Source organism: Cupriavidus sp. GW822-FHT06G04 (genome assembly GCF_058799075.1).
In genome coordinates, this window is record NZ_JBXALD010000001.1 from 210,001 (window position 1) to 228,562 (window position 18,562).

General features: G+C 65.5%; 14 protein-coding genes. 8 read left to right on the forward strand and 6 right to left on the reverse strand.

Going from position 1 to position 18,562, the window contains the following annotated elements:
• The first annotated feature begins 6 nt into the window (after window positions 1-6).
• The 6 genes from AC1RKI_RS00945 (at window position 7) to AC1RKI_RS00970 (ending at window position 10,228) form a co-directional block, all read left to right on the forward strand.
• Entirely contained in the window at window positions 7-3,186 is a 3,180-nt protein-coding gene (locus AC1RKI_RS00945; protein ID WP_492794184.1) for an MdtB/MuxB family multidrug efflux RND transporter permease subunit, read from the forward strand.
• The gene (locus tag AC1RKI_RS00950) at window positions 3,186-6,491 is read left to right on the forward strand and encodes an efflux RND transporter permease subunit (protein WP_150980044.1); all 3,306 of its coding nucleotides are present in this window, start codon (window positions 3,186-3,188) and stop codon (window positions 6,489-6,491) included. Before AC1RKI_RS00945 ends, AC1RKI_RS00950 begins: the two co-directional genes overlap by 1 nt.
• Window positions 6,492-6,505: 14 nt before the next feature.
• Window positions 6,506-7,975 (forward strand): efflux transporter outer membrane subunit, encoded by a 1,470-nt coding sequence (locus tag AC1RKI_RS00955; RefSeq protein WP_492794182.1) that lies wholly within the window; start codon window positions 6,506-6,508, stop codon window positions 7,973-7,975.
• Window positions 7,976-8,054: 79 nt separating this feature from the next.
• The gene (locus tag AC1RKI_RS00960) at window positions 8,055-9,347 is read left to right on the forward strand and encodes a DUF6402 family protein (RefSeq protein WP_492794180.1); all 1,293 of its coding nucleotides are present in this window, start codon (window positions 8,055-8,057) and stop codon (window positions 9,345-9,347) included.
• Window positions 9,341-9,787, forward strand: coding sequence for a hypothetical protein (locus tag AC1RKI_RS00965; RefSeq protein ID WP_492794179.1), 447 nt, complete (start codon window positions 9,341-9,343; stop codon window positions 9,785-9,787). The genes AC1RKI_RS00960 and AC1RKI_RS00965 overlap by 7 nt, the downstream gene beginning before the upstream one ends.
• Window positions 9,788-9,799: 12 nt before the next feature.
• Window positions 9,800-10,228, forward strand: coding sequence for a hypothetical protein (locus tag AC1RKI_RS00970; RefSeq protein ID WP_492794177.1), 429 nt, complete (start codon window positions 9,800-9,802; stop codon window positions 10,226-10,228).
• A gap of 12 nt (window positions 10,229-10,240) precedes the next feature.
• On the opposite strand, the gene AC1RKI_RS00975 is transcribed toward AC1RKI_RS00970, so the two are convergent.
• Window positions 10,241-11,140 (reverse strand): LysR family transcriptional regulator, encoded by a 900-nt coding sequence (locus AC1RKI_RS00975; protein WP_061954928.1) that lies wholly within the window; start codon window positions 11,138-11,140, stop codon window positions 10,241-10,243.
• Window positions 11,141-11,270: 130 nt separating this feature from the next.
• Here AC1RKI_RS00975 and AC1RKI_RS00980 point away from each other — a divergent pair, with 130 nt between their 5' ends.
• Window positions 11,271-11,762 carry a PACE efflux transporter gene (locus AC1RKI_RS00980; RefSeq protein WP_150980049.1) on the forward strand — a complete coding sequence of 164 codons (492 nt, stop codon included), beginning with the start codon at window positions 11,271-11,273 and terminating at the stop codon, window positions 11,760-11,762.
• A gap of 106 nt (window positions 11,763-11,868) precedes the next feature.
• On the forward strand, window positions 11,869-13,428 hold the full coding sequence (gene dacB, locus AC1RKI_RS00985) for a D-alanyl-D-alanine carboxypeptidase/D-alanyl-D-alanine endopeptidase (RefSeq protein WP_492794175.1): 1,560 nt from the start codon (window positions 11,869-11,871) through the stop codon (window positions 13,426-13,428).
• 195 nt (window positions 13,429-13,623) lie between these two features.
• Here the strand turns inward: dacB and AC1RKI_RS00990 are convergent, their stop codons facing one another.
• From AC1RKI_RS00990 to fba, 5 genes are all read right to left on the reverse strand, one after another.
• Complete coding sequence (locus AC1RKI_RS00990; RefSeq protein WP_061954922.1) at window positions 13,624-14,616, reverse strand: L-threonylcarbamoyladenylate synthase; 993 nt, start codon at window positions 14,614-14,616, stop codon at window positions 13,624-13,626.
• A 16-nt stretch (window positions 14,617-14,632) separates the two neighbouring features.
• Window positions 14,633-15,877, reverse strand: coding sequence for a 5-(carboxyamino)imidazole ribonucleotide synthase (locus tag AC1RKI_RS00995; RefSeq protein ID WP_061954920.1), 1,245 nt, complete (start codon window positions 15,875-15,877; stop codon window positions 14,633-14,635).
• A gap of 77 nt (window positions 15,878-15,954) precedes the next feature.
• Window positions 15,955-16,452, reverse strand: a complete 498-nt coding sequence (gene purE / locus AC1RKI_RS01000; protein ID WP_227458110.1) for a 5-(carboxyamino)imidazole ribonucleotide mutase — start codon at window positions 16,450-16,452, stop codon at window positions 15,955-15,957.
• A gap of 19 nt (window positions 16,453-16,471) precedes the next feature.
• On the reverse strand, window positions 16,472-17,380 hold the full coding sequence (locus AC1RKI_RS01005) for a phosphoribosylaminoimidazolesuccinocarboxamide synthase (protein ID WP_061954916.1): 909 nt from the start codon (window positions 17,378-17,380) through the stop codon (window positions 16,472-16,474).
• 111 nt (window positions 17,381-17,491) lie between these two features.
• Window positions 17,492-18,556, reverse strand: coding sequence for a class II fructose-bisphosphate aldolase (gene fba, locus AC1RKI_RS01010; RefSeq protein WP_061954914.1), 1,065 nt, complete (start codon window positions 18,554-18,556; stop codon window positions 17,492-17,494).
• Window positions 18,557-18,562 lie beyond the last annotated feature (6 nt).

Here is an 18,562-nt window from a genome sequence, read left to right on the forward strand (position 1 = left end):
AGCGGCATGAATCCCTCACGCATTTTCATCGAGCGGCCGGTCGCCACGGCCTTGCTGATGCTGGCCATCCTGCTGTCGGGGCTGGTGGCATTCCGGCTGCTGCCGCTCTCCGCCCTGCCCGAGGTCGACTACCCGACCATCCAGGTCACCACGCTCTATCCGGGCGCCAGCCCCGACGTGATGACCTCGTCGGTCACTGCGCCGCTCGAGCGGCAGTTCGGGCAGATGCCGGGCCTCAAGCAGATGTCCTCGTCGTCTTCGGGCGGCGCGTCGGTCATCACGCTGCAGTTCGAACTGTCGCTGTCGCTGGACGTGGCGGAGCAGGAAGTCCAGGCCGCTATCAATGCGGGCAGCAACCTGTTGCCGGCCGATCTGCCGATGCCGCCGGTCTACAGCAAGGTCAATCCGGCCGATGCGCCAATCATGACGCTGGCGATGACGTCGGACACGCTGCCGCTGCCGAAGCTGCAGGACATGGTCGATACGCGCGTGGCGGCAAAGATCTCGCAGATCCAGGGCGTGGGCCTGGTCACCATCAGCGGCGGCCAGCGGCCGGCGGTGCGCATCCAGGCCAATCCCACGGCGCTGGCCAACCTGGGCATGTCGATCGACGACCTGCGCACGGCCATCGGCAGCGCCAACGTGAACGGCGCCAAGGGCAGCTTCGACGGTCCGGCGCGCGCGTCCACCATCGACGCCAACGACCAGCTCAAATCGGCCGACGAATACCGGCAGATCATCATCGGCTACCAGAACGGCGCGCCGATCCGCATCACCGACGTGGCCGAGATCGTCGACGGTCCCGAGAACAGCCGGCTGGCCGCATGGGCCAACGCTCGGCCGGCCATCGTCGTGAACATCCAGCGCCAGCCCGGCGCCAACGTGATCGAGGTGGTCAACCGCATCAAGGCGCTGCTGCCGCAGTTGCAGTCGTCGCTGCCGGCCTCGGTGCACGTGCAGCAATTGACCGATCGCACCACCACCATCCGCGCCTCGGTCGAGGACGTCGAGTTCGAACTGCTGCTGGCCGTCGCGCTGGTGGTGATGGTGATCTTCGTGTTCCTGCGCAACGTGCCGGCCACCATCATCCCGGGCGTGGCCGTGCCGCTGTCGCTGGTGGGCACCTTCGGCGTGATGTACCTGGCGGGGTTCTCGATCAACAACCTCACGCTGATGGCGCTGACCATCGCCACCGGCTTTGTGGTCGATGACGCCATCGTGATGATCGAGAACATCATGCGCTACATCGAGGAAGGCGATCCACCGATGGAAGCGGCGATGAAGGGATCGAAACAGATCGGCTTCACCATCATCTCGCTGACCTTCTCGCTGGTGGCCGTGCTGATCCCGTTGCTGTTCATGGGCGACGTTGTGGGCCGGCTGTTCCGCGAATTCGCCATCACCCTGGCGGTGTCGATCCTGATCTCGGCGGTGGTCTCGCTGACGCTGACGCCGATGATGTGCGCGCGCCTGCTGCGCCATGTGCCCGAGAGCGAACTGTCGCGCTTCCATATCGCCACCGGGCGCTTCTTCGACAACGTGATCCACCACTATGGGCGCGCACTGGACTGGGTGCTGGCGCGCCAGACCGCGACGCTGGTGGTGGCCGTCGGCACGCTGGTGCTGACTGGGCTGCTCTACCTGCTGGTGCCCAAGGGCTTCTTCCCGGTGCAGGACACCGGCGTGATCCAGGCCATCACCGAGGCCGCGCAGACCAGTTCGTTCCAGTCGATGGGACGCAAGCAGGAAGCCGTGCAGAAGATCATCCTGCAGGATCCTGCGGTGGCCAGCGTGTCGTCGTTCATTGGCGTGGACGGCACCAACCAGACCATCAACGCGGGCCGCATGCTGATCAACCTGAAGGCCAAGGGTGAGCGCGATTCGATGGAAGTCGTGACGCAGCGCCTGCAGGACGCGGTGCACAAGCTGGGCGGCGTATCGCTATACATGCAGCCCGTGCAGGACCTGACCATCGAGGACCGCGTGGCGCGCACGCAATACCAGTTCACCGTCGAGGATCCGGATCCGGCCGTGCTGGCCGAATGGGTGCCCAAGCTGGTGGAGCGTCTGAAGCAGGAGCCCGAGTTGCGCGACGTGGCCAGCGACCAGCAGAACAACGGCTTGCGCGCGTTCGTCGAGATCGACCGCGACGCCGCGGCGCGCTTTGGCATCACCACGGCGGTGATCGACAGCGCGCTGTACAGCGCGTTCGGCCAGCGCCTGATCTCGACCATCTTCACGCAGTCGAGCCAGTATCGCGTGGTGCTGGAGACGATGCCCGAGTTCCGCGTCAGTCCGGCCTCGCTGGCCGAACTGCGCCTGCCGTCGTCGTCGGGCGGCCAGGTGCCGCTGGGGTCGATCGCGCGCATCTCCGAGCGCACCGGCCCGCTCGTGATCAACCACCAGGGGCAATTTCCGGCGGCGACGATCTCGTTCAACCTGGCGCCGGGCGAATCGCTGGGCGCCGCGGTCGACAAGATCACGCGGGTCGAGCAGGAAATCGGCCTGCCGATCTCGATGGCCACCGAGTTCCAGGGCGCCGCGCTGGCGTTCCGCGCATCGCTTTCCAACACACTGTGGCTGATCCTGGCGGCGGTGGTGACGATGTATATCGTGCTGGGCGTGCTGTACGAAAGCACGATCCATCCGGTGACGATTCTTTCGACGCTGCCGTCGGCCGGCGTGGGTGCATTGCTGGCGCTGCTGGTGTCGGGCCAGGACCTCGGCATCATCGCGATCATCGGCATCATCCTGCTGATCGGCATCGTCAAGAAGAACGCCATCATGATGATCGACTTCGCGCTGGAGGCCGAGCGCGAACACGGCATGAAGCCGCGCGATGCGATCTATCAGGCGTGCCTGCTGCGGTTCCGCCCGATCCTGATGACCACCATGGCCGCCCTGCTGGCCGCGCTGCCGATGATGCTGGGCACCGGCATCGGGTCTGAGCTGCGCCGTCCGCTCGGCATCACGATGGTCGGCGGCCTGCTGGTCAGCCAGGTGCTGACGCTGTTCACCACGCCGGTGATCTACCTGGCCTTCGATCGCGTCGCGTATCGCCTCAAGGCATGGCGCAGCCGCAAGTTCGGCGATCCCGACGAGGGCGGCGGCAACGATCGACACGGCGGCAACGACGGACACGGCACCAACGGGCCGGCCGCGCGTCCGCAGGAGCCGAATCTCTGATGAACCTGTCGGCCACCTTCATCCATCGCCCGGTCGCCACCGCGCTGCTGACCATCGGCATCCTGCTGGCCGGGATTGCCGCGTTCCGGCTGCTGCCCGTCTCGCCATTGCCGCAGGTGGATTTTCCGACGATCTCGGTATCGGCCTCGCTGCCCGGCGCCAGTCCCGAGACGATGGCCGCCACCGTCGCCACGCCGTTGGAACGTGCGCTCGGCGCGATCGCCGGCGTCACCGAGATCACGTCCAACAGTTCGCTGGGCTCCACGCGCGTGACGCTGCAGTTCGACCTGTCGCGCGACATCGACGGCGCGGCGCGCGACGTGCAGGCCGCGATCAATGCGTCGCGCGCCACGCTGCCGACCAGCCTGCCGAACAACCCGACCTACCGCAAGGTGAACCCGGCCGACGCGCCAATCATGATCATCGGCCTGACGTCGCCAACCATGACGCGCGGCCAGCTCTACGACGCGGCGTCGACGATCCTCTCGCAGAAGCTCTCGCAGGTGGAAGGCGTGGGTCAGGTGACGATCGGCGGATCGTCGCTGCCCGCCGTGCGTGTCGAGCTCAATCCCACGGCGCTCAATCATTACGGCATCTCGCTGGAGGATGTGCGCAACACGATCAGCGCCACCAACGCCAATCGTCCGCTGGGCATTCTCGACAATGCCAACACGGCGTGGCAGGTGTACGCGAACGATCAGGCGATGGCGGCTCAGGACTACATGCCGCTGATCATCCGCTACGCGACGCCGGGCACCTATTCGTCGACCTCGGCCGGCGCGCTGATCGCCAGCACCGCCAACGCGGCGGCGGGCGGCAACGTCAGCACCAAGACCGTCAACGGCGTCACCACCACCACCATCACCACCAGCAGCGGCACCACCACCATCAGCACCGGCGCCACGGGCGGCAACGTCAACAACCGCGGGCCCAACTCGTTCGCGGTGCCGGTGCGGCTGCAGGACGTGGCCAACGTGGTCGATTCGGTGCAGGACATCCGCAATGCGGGGTCGGCCAACGGCAAGCCGTCGGTGCTGCTGGTGCTGAATCGCTCGCCTGGCGCCAACATCATCGAGACCGTGGATCGCGTCAACGAGATACTGCCGCAGTTGCGCAAGATGATTCCGGCCACGATCTCGATGGACGTGATGATGGACCGCACGCCCACCATTCGTGCGTCGCTGCGCGAAGTCGAGCAGACGCTGATGATCTCGGTGGCGCTGGTGATCATGGTGGTGTTCGTGTTCCTGCGCAACGTGCGCGCCACACTGATCCCTAGCGTTGCCGTGCCGGTGTCGCTGGTCGGCACGTTCTCGATCATGTACCTGGCGGGATTCTCGCTGAACAACCTGTCGCTGATGGCGCTGACCATCGCCACCGGGTTTGTGGTCGACGACGCGATCGTGGTGCTGGAGAACATCTCGCGCCACATCGAGGCAGGGATGAAACCGGTGGCGGCGGCCCTGCGCGGCGCGCGCGAAGTCGGCTTCACGGTACTGTCGATGAGCCTGTCGCTGATCGCCGTGTTCATCCCGCTGCTGCTGATGGGCGGCATCGTCGGCCGGCTGTTCCAGGAATTCGCGATCACGCTGTCGGTGGCGATCCTGGTTTCGCTGGTGGTGTCGCTGACCACCACGCCGATGATGTGCGCGCAGCTGCTGCGTCCGGTGCGCGAGGAAACGCAGGGACGTTTCCACCGCACCACCGAGCGCATGTTCATGTCGCTGCAGAACGGCTACGCGCGCACGCTGGGCGTGGCGCTCAGGCACGGTCCGGTCGTGTGGGTGGTGCTGCTGCTGACCATCGCGCTGAACGTCTATCTGTATGTGATCGTGCCGAAGGGATTTTTCCCGCAGCAGGACACCGGCCGCCTGATCGGCTTTATCCGCGCGGACCAGGCGACGTCGTTCCAGCTGATGCGCACCAAGCTCGACAACTTCATCAAGATCGTGCAGTCCGACCCGGCGGTGGTCAACGTCACCGGATTCACCGGCGGATCGCAGCGCAATACGGGGCAGATGTTCGTCACGCTCAAGCCGCTGTCGGAGCGCCGTGAATCGGCCGACCAGATCATCGCGCGGCTGCGCGGCAAGCTCGCCAAGGAGCCAGGCGCAAGCCTGTTCCTGCAATCGGTGCAGGACATCCGCGTGGGCGGGCGGCAAAGCAGTTCACAGTACCAGTTCACGCTGCAGTCCGACGACCTGGACGTGCTGCGCGAGTGGGAGCCCAAGGTGCGCGCGGCGATCTCCAACATCAAGGGCATCGAGGATGTCGACACCGACACCAACGACAAGGGCCTGCAGACCTCGGTCATCATCGACCGCGATGCCGCATCGAAACTTGGCGTCACGGCGCAGCAGATCGACGCGATTCTCAACGATGCGTTCGGCCAACGGCTCGTCTCGACCATCTATCACCCGCTGAACCAGTACCGCGTGGTGATGGAACTGAGCCCGGAATATTTGCAGGGTCCGCACGCGCTGCAGGACATCTACGTGGTCACCGGCGGCGGCCACCGCGTGCCGCTGTCGGCCTTTGCGCGCGTGACGCCGACCAGCACGCCGCTTGGCGTGAACCACCAGGGACAGTTCGCCGCGTCGACGATCTCGTTCAACCTCGCCGAAGGCTTCTCGCTGTCGCAGGCCACCGACGCGATCCGCCTGGCGCTCGCGAAAATTGGCGCGCCGGAAACGCTGCAGGCCAATTTCCAGGGCGGCGCCAAGGCGTTCCAGGATTCGCTCAAGAGCCAGCCGATCCTGATTCTGGCGGCGATCATCACGATCTATATCGTGCTGGGCATCCTCTACGAAAGCTATGTGCATCCGCTGACGATCCTGTCGACGCTGCCTTCGGCGGGCGTCGGCGCGCTGCTGGCGCTGCTGCTGTTCAAGACCGATTTCAGCATCATCGCGCTGATCGGCGTGATCCTGCTGATCGGTATCGTGAAGAAAAACGCGATCATGATGATCGACTTCGCCATCGACGCGGAGCGGCGCGAGGGACTCACGCCGCGCGAAGCGATCTATCGCGCCTGCCTGCTGCGCTTCCGCCCGATCATGATGACCACGGCCGCTGCGCTGCTGGGCGCCGTGCCGCTCGCGCTGGGCCGTGGCGACGGCGCCGAGTTGCGCGCGCCGCTGGGCATCTCGATCGTGGGCGGCCTGGTGGTCAGCCAATTGCTGACGCTCTACACCACGCCCGTGGTGTATCTGACGCTGGATCGCTGGCGTCTGCGCGTCAACGCCTGGCGCGCGCGGCGTCGCCGCGACGCAGGCGATGGCGCCGCGCCGCGTCTCGAACACTGAAGAAGGCAACTGTCATGTTTCGTAGCTACCCCTCCTTCCCGGTTGTCGCGCTCGCCTGTGCGATGCTGGCCGGCTGCGCCGTGGGCCCCGACTACCAGCGTCCCGATGCGCCCGTGCCGCAAGCGTTCAAGGAAGCCAGCGACACGATGCCCGCGTGGACGGGCGACTGGAAGACCGCCGAGCCGCAGGACGCGATGTCGCGCCCCGACTGGTGGCGCGTCTTCAACGATCCCGCGCTCGATGCGCTGATGTCGCAGGTGCAGGTGTCCAACCAGAACATCAAGGCAGCCGAAGCGGTCTATCGGCAGGCCGCGGCGTCGCTGGCAGCGGCCCGCGCCGGCTATTTCCCCACGCTTGGCGCCAACGCCAAGGTGTCGCGCGGGGCGGCCGGAGCAAACAGCGCCGTGGTGAACGGACAAAGCGCCACGCTGTCGGCCAGTTGGGAGATCGACGTCTGGGGACGCGTGCGGCGGCAGGTGGAAAGCGCCGAAGCCGGCGCCCAGGCAAGTCAGGCCGATCTGGCATCGACGCTGCTGTCGACGCAGGCCACGCTGGCGCAAAGCTATTTTTTGCTGCGTGTGGCCGATGCGCAGCGCGCACTGCTCGATCGTACGGTGGCCGATTACGCCAAGTCGCTGCAACTGGTGCAGAACCAGTACAAGGCCGGCACCGCGCAGCGCTCCGACGTGCTGCAATCGGAAACGCAGCTCAAGTCCGCGCAGGCCCAGCAGCTCGACATCCAGATCACGCGCGCGCAGTTGGAACATGCGATCGCGATCCTGGTCGGCAAGCCGCCCGCGGAACTCAACATCGCTGCGGTCGATTCGCGCGATACGCTGCCGGTCGTGCCGGTGGCAGTGCCTTCGCAACTGCTCGAACGCCGTCCCGATATCGCTGCCGCGGAGCGGCGCATGGCGTCGGCCAATGCCAACATCGGCGTGGCGCAGGCGGCCTACTATCCGACGCTTTCGCTGTCAGCCACCGGTGGGCTGACAGCCAGCACGCTGGCGCGCTGGCTGTCGCTGCCCGATCGCGTGTGGTCACTTGGCGCGGGCCTGGCCGGCACCGTGTTCGACGGCGGCCTGCGCGCCGCGAACAAGGCGCAGGCGGTGGCAGCGTACGACGAAACGGTCGCCAACTATCGGCAAACGGTGTTGACGGCATTCCAGGAAGTCGAGGACAACCTCGCGTCGGCGCGCGTGCTGGAACAAGAGTCGGCGGTGCAGAACGACGCGCTGCGTTCCGCGCGTGAAGCGCTCGCGCTGGTCAACAACCGCTACAAGGCGGGCACGGCCGGCCTGCTCGATGTGCTGACCGCGCAAACCGCAGCCTACACGGCGGAAAACACCACGCTGACAATCATGGGCCGCCAGTACACGGCAGCCATCACGCTGATCAAGGCGCTGGGCGGCGGATGGCATGGGCATGACGTGGAGGTGGGGAAGGCGGAGGGGGCGGGTGGGTCGGCGGCGGCGACGCAGTGATGTCGTAAAACGATGAGAGACAGCCAGGAACGATCGCGCTAGCGTTCCGGCTGTCGCCCCCAATTTCCCAGGGGGCGACATGTCTTTTGAAGGCGCCAAAGAGTTCAAGGCACCACAGCCATACATCCGCAACAAGCTCGATCCGATATTGGCGATCGAGCGACGCTGGAAGCTCTATGACGGGCGGCGTGCCTGCACGCCGATGGACATCAAGGATTTCGGCCTGAGCCTGCATAAGGCTCCGCCACCTCTATTTGACTGGCCGTACTACACCGCGCAGCCCCGTGGCGCGGATTCAACTGACGCAGCAAACGCATCCAAGGCGGAGCACCCACCGCCAGTTACCGCGCGACCCACCTATCGCTTCTTTGATAGTGCCCCGGCCCAACAGGCACGCGGGCTCGCGCCCTTCGACCTGTATGACTTGCCGGCCGCCATGCGCGCGGAGGATTTTCCAGTTGCCGCGCAGTTCGCCGAACGCTGGTTCCACGGACGGCGGTTTAATGCGCATCGGTATGACGCCAAGAAGCGGACCTATGTCGAGGGTCGATATGACCCCGACATGATCGATACCAAGACGATCCGGTTGAAATGGCTGTTCAGATTTGGACGGGTTCGCGAGCGGTATGACGAACTCTTGAGGAAACTCGACACGAGAATATCGAGGGAAGCGCTGCGGAAAAATCTGGAGAAATTTCTGCAGACTGAGCCGCAATTCACCGGCGTCCTTGATACGTTCGCCTACTGTCGCGGAGATTTGCAGAAGCTGCACAGCGAATTTCAATACCAATATGTGGGCGTCGGGATGCAACACACTTTGTCTCATGCGCCGGTCAGCGGTGGGAAATGGCTGCCTATCGGCATGACGGACCTGTCGGCCGCGCTTGGCAGGTTCAACTTTTACGCGGCCATCGCACAGGCAGAGCTATCGCGGGAGCAGCTTCCTCGGACCAGCGTCAGCGAGAGCGAGCCCACTTGTTATCGGGTTCATGCATGCATCACTCATGTGCATCTGTACATGCGCGACAGCTATTCGTTTCAAGACTCGCACCGCTCATCACAGTACTTGGGACACTGGAACAAACGGGGCTTGGTAGTGCTACCTGTCGCCGCGCTCGCCCATTTTTTGAGCGACCTAGTCGAAGAAGGATCCTGGCTCGATGTGAGACTGGAACCCGATGACACGAAATTGCTTCCGGTGGCGATCAAAGACAGGCTTGAGCCAGAAAGCGTGTACTACCCGGTCCGTAACCGGGATTTTCGGGCCTGGCAGGCTGAGCACAACCGTGGGGGCGACTTTCTGATTTATTCGGATTTCGCAACGTTGCGTCTGTCGCATCCGATACACGTCGACCTGGAAAAGCAATGCTGAAAAGGCTGTTTCAAACCGCGCACATTTCCCTGTTGATACTCGCCTATCTGTTTGCGCTTGTGGCGATTCCATTCGGCCTGTTTCTCGCGGCGACTTATTCGGATCGCGAAGCACGCGTTTGCGACAGACCAGTCAGGACGTTTTCAGGTGTGGAATATCGAACCGAACTTTGCTTCCACGTGAATTTCGAGACGGGCGAAGAGCGGGGCCGGTTGCGGGTTTACTCAGTCGATCAAAGCCGCCTGCTGGCGCAGCGCTCCTTTCTGATACTGCGGTTTTCCCGGCTGGGCGAGATTGAATATCTCGCAGACGGCATCCGCTACACCGACGCCACAAAAACCCAGAACATCGATCTCCCGGAAGAGAAATTCCTGCGGTTTCCTCCGACGTACTGGGACTGGCTGACGGCCAACGTCGTCCGCCTGACCTACGATCCTTGAGCGCTTCCAATCATGTCCGAGAAGATCTACATCCGGCTGCGCACGCTGTTCGTAACCTGTCTCCTTTTGTTCATCGCCGTCATCGTCCATGCCGCTAACCTGAAGCCCCGAGCGTGGGACTGCGGGTCCGTCGAAGAGATGATCGCCGGCTCGCAATATGTCATCGAAGTTTGCAACATCGACGGGGAGCCCGGTAGCAAGCTGAACGATGCGCGCCTGCGCGTCTACACCGTGGGCGGCGAGCTACTGGCGCAACGCCACTACCATTTCCAACCGTGGTCACACCGCAATCAATTCGTCATCGGTGGGAGCGAGATTCGTTACACCGATGCCGCCGTGGAGGCCGGCGATGGCACGTTCGAAATCCAGACCATCGCGTTTCCGCCGACCCGGGCGGATTGGCGTGCCGCCAACTTCGGGCGATGGTTTATCGACCGCTAGACGCCCCCGCGCCTACCGCCCCTCCGGCACCGGCAACGCCTGCTGGCTTACGCGCTCGCGCAGCCACGCGGCGGCTTTGCCGAGGCGGCGCTGCTTGTGCCACACCAGTTCCATCGCCACGGGCCAGTCCTGGTCCTGGAAGGTCAGGTGCGGCGACACCAGCCCGGCCGCCGCGGGCGAGTTGGCGGCGACGTGCCAGGGCACGAAGGCCCAGCCCAGCCTGCGCTTGACCAGTTCGACGATCACCCACTGGCTTTCCACCCACCAGACTTCGGCGGCGATACGCAAGCGCTTCTTCTCTTCGCTGTCGCTGCGCGTGGCCACCATCAACTGGCGATAGCGCTTCAGTTCCTCGAAGTCGACGCGCGTCTGCGCTGCCAGCGGATGGTCGGGCGCGCAGATGATCGGCATCGGGACCCACCCCAGCGCGTGGAACGCCAGTTCAGGGGGCAACACTTCCTGGCGCCACATGATGCCGAGGTCGGCGCATTGGCTCAGCACGAGGCGGCTGACGTCCTCCATCAGAGGAAACAGCAGCTCCAGTTCCACGGCGGGAAAACGTTGCGAGAACTCGTCGAGCAGCACGCCGAGCGTCTCTTCCGGATATAGCTCGTCGACGGCCAGCGTCAGACGCGACTCCACGCCTTCGCCAAGGCTGCGGGCCACGCCGCGAAAATGCTCGCAGCGCTCCAGGATCACACGCGCTTCCACCAGCAATCGCTCGCCGGCCGGCGTCAGCACCGGATAGCGCGCACTCCGGTCGAACAGCACGCTGTCCAGATCGATTTCGAGATTGGCGACCGCCGCGCTGACCGCCGATTGCGCCTTGCCCAACCGGCGTGCCGCAGCCGAAAACGATCCCGTTTCCGCGGCGGCGGCGAACGCCTGCAGTTGATCGATCGACAGGCTCATGACGGCTCCTCTGCGCTTCGGGCGGCGATGTATCGGAAAACCAGATGGTATCCAACTTGCCGTTAGCTGTCTTGCCGATAGAATCCGTACCCATCGCTGTTTCGCCATATTTGGCAACGAGGAGAGCACCATGCGCACCACTGCAGACCGGATCCGTCATACCGTAGGCTTCGAGCTCATCGGCCTGATGGCTTTCGCGCCGCTTGCCAGTCTGGTGTTTGGTTACGAGCTGCACCAGATGGGGATCGTCGGCGCGGTGGCATCGCTGATCGCGGCCACCTGGAACTACGTCTACAACATCCTGTTCGACCGCGCGATGCTGCGCTACACCGGGCAGTTGAAGAAGTCCACGCCAGTGCGCGTGCTGCACGCGATATTGTTCGAAGGCGGCCTGCTGCTGGTGTTCCTGCCGTCGGTGGCGTGGTACCTGAACATCAGCCTGATCGACGCCTTCATCATGGATATTGCGGTGGCGGGCTTCTACATGGTCTATGCGTTCTTCTACAACTGGGCGTATGACCTGATCTTCCCGATCCCGAACGCCACGCCGGGCGCAAATTCGGGTGCCAGGCCGGCGGCCGCGGCCAATGTCGCCACGCAGGATTGCCAGTCGGCAAACTAAAATCGCCTCACGGCTCGGCCACGCGGCGCGTGGTCGACCTCCGCAAGGAAATAGGGCCTGAAACGGCCGCATGACGTCATCCGGCAGGCATGGGCCATGCGTTAACATGCTCGCCATGCCAAACCGCCCGCCCCTGTTCCTTCGCAGCCTGTCTCCGGTCATCGCGACGACTGTGCTGCTCGTCTTCGGCCTGTCCGGAGCCCACGCCAAACCCGTCCGGCATGCCAAGGCCGCCAGCACGCAGCACGCCTCGACCAAGACAGCGGCCTCCGCCGATCCGGCCGCCGCGCGTTCCGGTCTGCCGTCTACGGTCACCGCAGCCTTGCAGCGTGCGCACGTGCCGCTGTCCGCCACCAGCTTCTATGTCGTCAAAGTGGGCGCGCCGCAGGCCCGCGTCAGCTGGAACGCGCAGACGCCGATGAACCCGGCGTCGACCATGAAGCTGGTCACGACGTTTGCGGGCCTGCAGCTGCTGGGCCCCGAATACCGCTGGCTGACGTCGCTGTACGCCGACGGCCAGCCGGGCCCGGACGGCGTGATCAACGGCAACGTCTATCTGCGCGGCCGTGGCGACCCGAAGCTGGTGCCCGAAGAAATGGCCAAGCTGGTGGCCACGGCGCGCGCCACGGGCGCCACCACGATCAATGGCGACGTCGTGCTCGACCGCAGCTTCTTTGCCGAGGGCGGCGATAGCGGCTACACCATCGACGGCGAATCGCAGCGCGCCTACAACGTCAATCCCGATGCGCTGCTGTACGCATTCAAGACGCTCTCGTTCACGATCACACCGGACGCCGCCAAGCGCAGCGTGGACGTCGCCGTGACGCCCGCGCTGGCGCAACTGCGGGTCGACAATCACATGACGCTGGCCAACGGCCGCTGCGGCGACGGGAGATCGCGCGCCACGCCGAGCATCATGCCGCAGCCGGACGGCACCGTGATCGCGTCGTTCGACGGCGCGTATTCAAGCGATTGCGGCGAGCAGGTCGTCAATCTGGCCACCTTGTCGCACAGCGATTTCATCTGGGGCGGCTTCGTCGCCGAATGGCAGACGGCGGGCGGGCGCTTCGCCAGGCCGCCGGGCCTGCGCAGCGGCACGGTGCCGCGTGGCGCGTTCCTGCTGGCGCGCCACTATGGCCAGCCACTGTCGAGCATCGTGCGCGACATCAACAAGTTTTCGAACAACGTGATGGCGCGCCAGCTGTTCCTGACGATCGGCGCGGAAATGGAACGCGCCGGCCCGGCCAGCACCGAGAAATCGACGCGCGTGATCAAGCGCTGGCTGACCCGCCAGGGGTTGGACATGCCAGGGCTGGTGCTGGAGAACGGCTCGGGGCTGTCACGCGACGAACGGATCAGCGCCTACGACATGGCGCGCCTGCTGCAGCAGGCGCTGGCCAGCGACGTCGGGCCCGTGCTGATGGATTCGCTGCCGATCCTGGGCGTTGACGGTACGCTGCGCAACCGGCTCACGCGCGCCAATGCGGCGGGCAACGCCTATTTGAAGACCGGCACGTTGTCCGATACGCGCGCACTGGCCGGCTACGTCGATGCGCTCAACGGCGAGCGCTATGTGGTGGTGGCCTACATCAACCATGCCAACGCATCCGCCGCGCAGGAGGCGCATGACGCGCTGATGCAATGGGTCTACAAGGGCGCGCCCTGACCGGTCGTGCCATGTGACGCCGAGCTCAGCGCGCTGATCGGCGCATGAATCGGCGCGCCCCGGTCCACCGTGCCTTGGTTCGCGGATCCGGCACGGCCCCGGGCGCGCGCATCGCATCCATGACAAAGGGCGCCGCGGCGCCCTTTGTTGTCGGCAGGCGGGCCGCTGTCGGGCCCGAGGCGTTGTGCTGACGGCTCAGCGATCTTCGAATGCCGCCGCCGCGCGGCCCAGGCGATCCCGCACACCGTCCCAATCATGGTCATCGGGTACGGGCTCGAACACCAGCCGCTGATAGCCTTCCTTGTCTAGCCGGCGCAGCAGCCCGTACAGCGCCTGCGCATAGGCCTCCGGCGTGGCCGGCGCCTGCACGAAGACGCAGCGCGGGTCGGCGCTGGCCGGCGCATGGCCGATGAACGCCAGCCGCTGGCCTTCCGGCAACGCCTGCACGTATTGCGGCAGCGCATCGGGCTGCGCCAGGGTCAGCGTGGTGCGGGGCGCGTAGTGCGCCTTGAGCGTACCGGACGCACGCGGCGCGGCGGCGTCGGGCGGCAGCGGCACCGTGCCCAGCACATCGGCCATCATCGCCGCGGTGATGGCGCCGGGGCGCAACAGCACCGGCCCCGCCGTATCGAGCCGCGACAGATCGACGATCGACGATTCGATCCCCACGTCCACACCGTCGCCCTCCAGCACGTACACCGTGCCGCCGAACTCGTCGCGCACGTGTTCCGCGGTGGTCGGGCTCACTTGTCCGAAACGGTTCGCGGAAGGTGCGGCGATACCACCGCGGCCGCGCTTGAAGCGCGCCAGCAACGCCTGGGCTACCGGATGCGATGGGCAACGCAGGCCGATACTGTCCTGGCCACCGGCCACTGCGGCCGGAATATGCGCGGCGCGCTTGAGGATGATCGTCAGCGGGCCGGGCCAGAACGCATCGATGAGCTTGTGCGCGGCCTCGGGGACCTCGTCGGTCCAGTAGCTGACATCGGCGCCGTCCACCACATGGACGATCACCGGGTGATTCGAGGGACGGCCCTTGGCGGCAAAGATGCGCGCGACGGCTTCCGGGTTTTCGGCATCGGCGCCAAGCCCGTACACGGTCTCGGTCGGAAAGGCCACCAGTTGGCCCGCTTCGAGCAGACGGACCGCTTCGTCAAGTTCGGCGGCCGTGGGCATACGTGAGGACATTCGGTATGGCCCGGAATCAGAGCGCGATATGCAAGGCGCGCGCGGCAACATCGAACGCGGCGGCCGCGGCGGCCGCGTCGTCGCCCACGCAGTTCACGTGGCCCATCTTGCGCGACGGGCGCGCGTCGTTTTTACCGTACAGATGCAGCTTGGCGCCGGCCTGCGCCAGCACCTCGTTCCATGCCGGCGTGCGCTCCAACCCGAATTCGAACCAGCAGTCGCCCAGCAGGTTGAGCATCTTGCCGGCCGAATGCTGGCGCGTGCTGCCCAGCGGCAGGCGGGCCATGGCGCGCACCTGCTGCTCGAACTGGCTGGTTTCGCAGGCGTCCATCGTGATGTGGCCCGAATTGTGCGGACGCGGCGCCATTTCGTTAGCCACCAGCGTACCGTCGGTCAGCACGAAGAATTCGATGCACAGCACGCCGACATAACCCATTTCCGACGCGATCATCGCGGCGGCAGCGCGCGCGCGTGTGGCGATGTCGCCCGAGACGCTGGTCGACGGCATCGTGGTGGCAAACAGAATGCCGTCGCGATGGACGTTTTCCGCCAGCGGCCAGGTCGCGGTGCTGCCGTCGGCGGCGCGCGCCGCCAGCACGGAGACCTCGTACTGCAGCGGCAGCATCTGTTCCAGCACGCACGGCACGTGCTGCATCGCCTTCCAGGCAGCGCGCACGTCGTCGCGCGTCTTCACGCGGGCCTGGCCCTTGCCGTCGTAACCCATGCGTGCGGTCTTCAGGATGCCGGGCAGCACGTGCTCGGGCACGTTGTCGACATCGGCGTCATGCTGGATCACCCAGTGCGGCGCGGGCGGCACGCCGGTGCGCTCGGCGCACGCGGCAAAGAACTTTTTCTCGCCGATCCGGTTCTGCGCGATCGACACACAATAGCCGCGCGGCGCGACGAACACGCCGGCTTGCTCGAGCCGGTCGAGCGAAATCGACGGCACGTTTTCAAACTCGGTGCTTACCGCTTCGCACAGGCTCGCCACTTCGGCCAGCGCGGCCTCGTCGGTATAGGCCGCGCAGATATGGCGATCGGCCACATTGCCGGCGGGGCTGTCCTGGTCCGGATCGACCACGCAGACGCGATAGCCCATCGACTGTGCGGCATGCGTGAACATGCGGCCCAGTTGGCCTCCGCCGAGCATGCCCAGCCACGCGCCGGGCAGGATCGGGGCGCTGGGGCCGCCAACGCCGAATTCGGCGCGCGACTCCGGCGTGTGCGCTTCGGACAGGTGAGGATGGATATCGGTCGGCATGGCTCGGCTTCGGTAACTACGGGGTCGGGTACGGCAACTACGACGTGGATGCGATGTGGCTGCGGCGGCGGACGGCCTTACACGGGCAGCGTCATGGCGCGGGCCGCTTCGGTCTGACGGGCGCGGAACGCTTCGAGCGCGTTGGCCAGCGCGTCGTCGGTGGCGGCCAGCGTGGCGATCGCGTGCAGCGCGGCGTTGGCGGCACCGGCTTCGCCAATGGCGAACGTGGCCACGGGCACGCCCTTGGGCATCTGCACGATCGACAGCAGCGAATCCTCGCCGCGCAGGTATTTGGACGGCACGGGCACGCCGAATACCGGCACGATGGTCTTGGCGGCAATCATGCCCGGCAGATGGGCGGCGCCGCCGGCGCCCGCGATGATCGCGCGAATGCCGCGACCGCGCGCGCTTTCGGCGTAACGGAACATGTCGTCGGCCATGCGATGCGCGGAAACCACCTGCGCTTCGAACGGCACATTGAAATCCTTGAGCATGGCCACGGCGTGCTGCATCACGTCCCAATCGGAACTGCTGCCCATCACCACGCCCACCACCGGCTTTGCTGCATCACTCATGTCTGGAACCTCTTGCGGCTTATTGCAGCTGCTCGCCGGTCAGGCGCGTCAGTGCTTCCTGGTACTTGTCGGCGGTCTTGCGCACCACGTCGTCGGGCAGCTTCGGGGCCGGCGCGGTCTTCGGCCACGGCTTGCCGTCGATGCGCACGGCTTCGAGCCAGTCGCGCACGAACTGCTTGTCGAACGATGGCGGATTGGTGCCCACCTGATAGGAGTCGGCCGGCCAGAAGCGCGACGAATCGGCGGTCAGCACTTCGTCCATCAGCGTCAGCGTGCCGTCTTCGTCCAGGCCGAACTCGAACTTCGTATCGGCAATGATGATGCCGCGCGTCGCGGCGAATTCGGCCGCTTCCTTGTACAGGCGGATCGAGATCTCGCGCATTTTTTCGGCCAGTTCGCGGCCGATGCGCTGCTCGACTTCCTCGAACGAGATGTTCTCGTCGTGCTCGCCCATCTCGGCCTTGGCCGCCGGCGTGAAGATCGGCTCGGGCAGCTTCTGCGCATTCTGCAGACCGGCCGGCAGCGCAATGCCGCACACCTTGCCGGTGCTCTGGTAGTCCTTCCAGCCGCTGCCGGCCAGGTAGCCGCGCACCACTGCCTCGACCAGGATCGGCTTCAGGCGCTTGACCACCACGCCGCGGCCGCGCACCTGCGCCACTTCGTCGGGCGCCACCACGCTTTCGGCGCTCACGCCGGTCTCGTGGTTCGGCACGATATGCGCCAGCTTCCTGAACCAGAAATTGGCCATCTGGTTCAGCACGCGGCCCTTGGCCGGAATCGGCTCGCCCATGATCACGTCGAATGCCGACAGGCGGTCGGTGGTCACGATCAGCAGCTTGTCGTCGCCGACGGCGTAGTTGTCGCGGACCTTGCCTCGGCCGAGCAGCGGCAGGGACTGGATGGAGGATTCGTAGAGGGCGTCAGACATGGTGTGAGTGCGGCGGCGGCTGAAAACAAGCGGGGCTTCACGCACGATGCGAAGCCCCATGAAGTACGAACGCCCCGTGCGCGCGCAGCGCGGCCGGGGCGGCAATGCGATTTACTGCACGACCTGGGCGAGCTTGCCGGCCTTGTACTGGCCAGCCACGTCGGCCAGCGACACGGCCTTGATCTTGCTGGCCTGGCCTTCGCAGCCGAACGCCACGTAGCGGGCCTTGCACACCAGCTTGGCGGCTTCGCGGGCCGGCTTCAGGTATTCGCGCGGATCGAACTTGCTCGGGTTCTCCACGAAGAAGCGGCGGATCGCGCCGGTCATCGCCAGGCGGATGTCGGTATCGATGTTGATCTTGCGCACGCCGTACTTGATGGCTTCCTGGATTTCTTCCACGGGCACGCCGTAGGTTTCCTTCATGTCGCCGCCGAACTTGCGGATTTCCTCGAGCAGCTCCTGCGGCACCGACGACGAACCGTGCATCACCAGGTGGGTGTTCGGAATGCGCGCGTGGATTTCCTTGATGCGGCCGATGGCGAGGATGTCGCCGGTGGGTTTGCGCGTGAACTTGTAGGCGCCGTGCGAGGTGCCGATGGCGATCGCCAGGGCGTCCAGCTGGGTGGCCTTGACGAAGTCGGCGGCCTGCTCCGGATCGGTCAGAAGCATCGAGTGGTCGAGCTTGCCTTCGGCGCCGATGCCGTCTTCCTCGCCGGCTTCACCGGTTTCCAGCGAGCCCAGGCAGCCCAGTTCGCCTTCCACTGTCACGCCCACGGCGTGGGCCAGTTGCACCACCTTGCGGGTCACGTCGACGTTGTATTCGTAGTCGGACGGCGTCTTGCCGTCTTCCTTGAGCGAGCCGTCCATCATCACCGACGAGAAGCCGAGATCGATCGCGCCCTGGCAGATCGCCGGCGACTGACCGTGATCCTGGTGCATCACCACGGGGATGTGCGGGTAGGCTTCCACGGCGGCTTCGATCAGGTGGCGCAGGAAGTGCTCGCCAGCGTATTTGCGCGCGCCGGCCGACGCCTGCATGATCACCGGAGCATTGACCTCGTCGGCGGCCTGCATGATCGCCTGCACCTGTTCGAGGTTGTTCACGTTGAAGGCCGGCAGGCCATAGTTGTTCTCGGCGGCATGGTCCAGCAGCTGGCGCATGGATACGAGTGGCATGTCTAA